At 70.4% G+C, this 2,788-nt stretch carries 1 protein-coding gene and 1 pseudogene; both read left to right on the top strand.

Going from position 1 to position 2,788, the window contains the following annotated elements; genetic code table 11:
- The first annotated feature begins 303 nt into the window (after positions 1-303).
- Entirely contained in the window at positions 304-2,532 is a 2,229-nt protein-coding gene (locus ACFVIM_RS34480) for an RNA degradosome polyphosphate kinase (RefSeq protein ID WP_384310157.1), read from the top strand.
- Between the two features lie 37 nt (positions 2,533-2,569).
- Positions 2,570-2,788 (top strand): annotated as a pseudogene (locus tag ACFVIM_RS34485) (hypothetical protein); the annotation flags it as partial.

A 2,788-nucleotide genomic window follows, 5' to 3' on the forward strand; every position in this document is an offset into this window, starting at 1 on the left:
GCCCCTCGCCGGGGCGCGGCCCACGCACCCGTACTCGTCACCGAAGGTCACGAATCCGACCCCGCAGAAACGGACGGTGACCGACTCGATCGCGCCACTCGGATGGCCCGTACCCCGGGCGCTCCCCCATCCGCTTCCCCTACGTCATGTCGTCGTTACCGGCCATTCAGACGGCTTTGCGACCCTCACCCAATGCCGCCCGCCGACTCCGCGCCCGCGTCCCCGTCGAGCAACGGGAGAAACCGCCCCGCCCCGGACCGCTCCGGCGCGCCCCAGGCGCCCATGACGCGGAAGAATGGGTTCATGAGTCAGCAGCCCGCCGAGGCATCGGTCCAGCACCCCCAGCCGTCCATCGGTTCGATAGCCGGGCACCGGCCCCCTAGCGCCGCAGCCACCGCCGCCGATCTGGAACCCGATCTGGACGTGGACCTCCGTCCGTATGGAGAGGAAGGGCGCGGCTCCGGCTCGGAGCTGCCCGAGGGGCGTTTTCTGGACAGGGAACGCAGTTGGCTCGCGTTCAACGAGCGGGTGCTGGAACTGGCCGAGGACCCGGCGACCCCGCTCCTGGAGCGCGCCAACTTCCTGGCGATCTTCGCCTCGAACCTCGACGAGTTCTTCATGGTCCGCGTCGCCGGACTCAAGCGGCGTATCGCCACCGGAGTGGCCACCCGGTCCGCCTCCGGGCTCCAGCCCCGCGAGGTCCTCGACCTGATCTGGACCCGCTCGCGTGAGCTCATGGCCCGGCATGCCGCCACCTTCCAGCAGGACGTGTCGCCCGCCCTCGCCGACGAGGGGATCCATCTCATCCGCTGGCCGGACCTGACGGAGAAGGAGCAGGCCCGCCTGTTCACCCTCTTCCGGCAGCAGATCTTCCCGGTGCTGACACCGCTGGCCGTCGACCCGGCCCACCCGTTCCCGTATATCTCCGGGCTCTCGCTCAATCTGGCCGTCGTCGTCCGCAACCCCGTCAGCGGCCACCGCCACTTCGCCCGGGTGAAGGTGCCGCCGCTGCTCTCGCGCTTCCTGGAGGCGTCGCCACAGCGCTATGTGCCGCTCGAAGACGTCATCGCGGCCCATCTGGAGGAGTTGTTCCCGGGGATGGAGGTGCTGGCGCACCACATGTTCCGGGTGACGCGCAACGAGGACCTGGAGGTGGAGGAGGACGACGCCGAGAACCTGCTCCAGGCGCTGGAGAAGGAGCTGATGCGGCGGCGCTTCGGACCGCCGGTGCGGCTGGAGGTCGAGGAGTCCATCGACCCGTACGTCCTCGATCTGCTGGTCCGCGAGCTGAAGATCACCGACTCCGAGGTCTATCCGCTGCCCGGGCCGCTCGACCTCACCGGCCTCTTCGGCATCGCCGGGCAGGACCGGCCGGAGCTGAAGTACCCCAAGTTCATCGCGGGCACCCACCGGGACCTCGCGGAGGTGGAGTCCGCCTCGGCGCCCGACATCTTCATGGCGCTGCGCGAGCGGGATGTGCTGCTGCACCACCCGTACGACAGCTTCTCCACCTCCGTACAGGCGTTCCTGGAGCAGGCGGCGGCCGATCCCGACGTCCTCGCGATCAAGCAGACGCTGTACCGGACCTCCGGCGACTCCCCGATAGTCGACGCGCTGATCGACGCCGCCGAGTCCGGCAAGCAGGTCCTCGTCCTCGTCGAGATCAAGGCCCGCTTCGACGAGCAGGCCAACATCAAGTGGGCCCGGAAGCTGGAGGAGTCGGGCTGCCACGTCGTGTACGGGCTGGTCGGCCTGAAGACCCACTGCAAGCTCTCCCTGGTGGTGCGCCAGGAGGGCGAGGTCCTGCGCCGCTACTCCCATGTCGGCACCGGCAACTACCACCCCAAGACCGCGCGGCTGTACGAGGACCTCGGGCTGCTCACCGCCGACCCGCAGGTCGGCGCCGACCTCTCCGACCTCTTCAACCGGCTCTCCGGCTACTCCCGGCGCGAGACCTACCGGCGGCTGCTGGTCGCCCCCAAGTCGCTCCGCGACGGGCTGGTCTCGCGGATCAACAAGGAGGCCGCGCACCACAAGGCGGGCCGCCCCGCGTATGTCCGTATCAAGGTCAACTCGCTGGTCGACGAGGCGATCATCGACGCCTGCTACCGGGCGGCGATGGCGGGCGTACCGGTGGACATCTGGGTCCGGGGCATCTGCGCGGTGCGGCCCGGGGTCCCCGGGCTCTCGGAGAACATCCGGGTCCGCTCGGTGCTGGGACGCTTCCTGGAGCACTCGCGGGTCTTCGCCTTCGGCAACGGCGGTGAGCCGGAGGTCTGGTTCGGCAGCGCCGACATGATGCACCGCAACCTCGACCGCCGGATCGAGGCACTGGTCCGCGTCACGGACCCGGCCCACCGGGCCTCCCTGATCCGGCTGCTGGAGACCGGAATGTCCGACACCACCTCCTCCTGGCACCTCGGCCCCGACGGCGGCTGGACGCGGCACGCGACCGACCCGGACGGACAACCGCTGAGAAACGTCCAGGAGATGCTCATCGACGCCCGGAGGCGCAGGCGTGCCAAGCCCTGAACCATCCTGTGTTCCCCCGACGGTCACCCCGGCGGCCATGCCGACAGCCACGCCGCCGGGGGCGCCGCCGGAACCCCCGCCCGGCTCCCCGTCCGCCGCCCTGCCGGGCTCCCCACCCGTCGCCACGTCAGGAGGTCTGACGGACCCACGAGCGAACGTTCCGGCGGTCGCCACGGACGTACCCGGACCCGGGGGCGCACCGGACGGGGGCGCGCTCCTCGCCCCGTATCTGCACCAGCGCGCGGAGGACTTCCTC

The sequence above is a fragment of the Streptomyces sp. NPDC057638 genome, from assembly GCF_042800315.1.
Classification (GTDB): Bacteria; Actinomycetota; Actinomycetes; order Streptomycetales; family Streptomycetaceae; genus Streptomyces.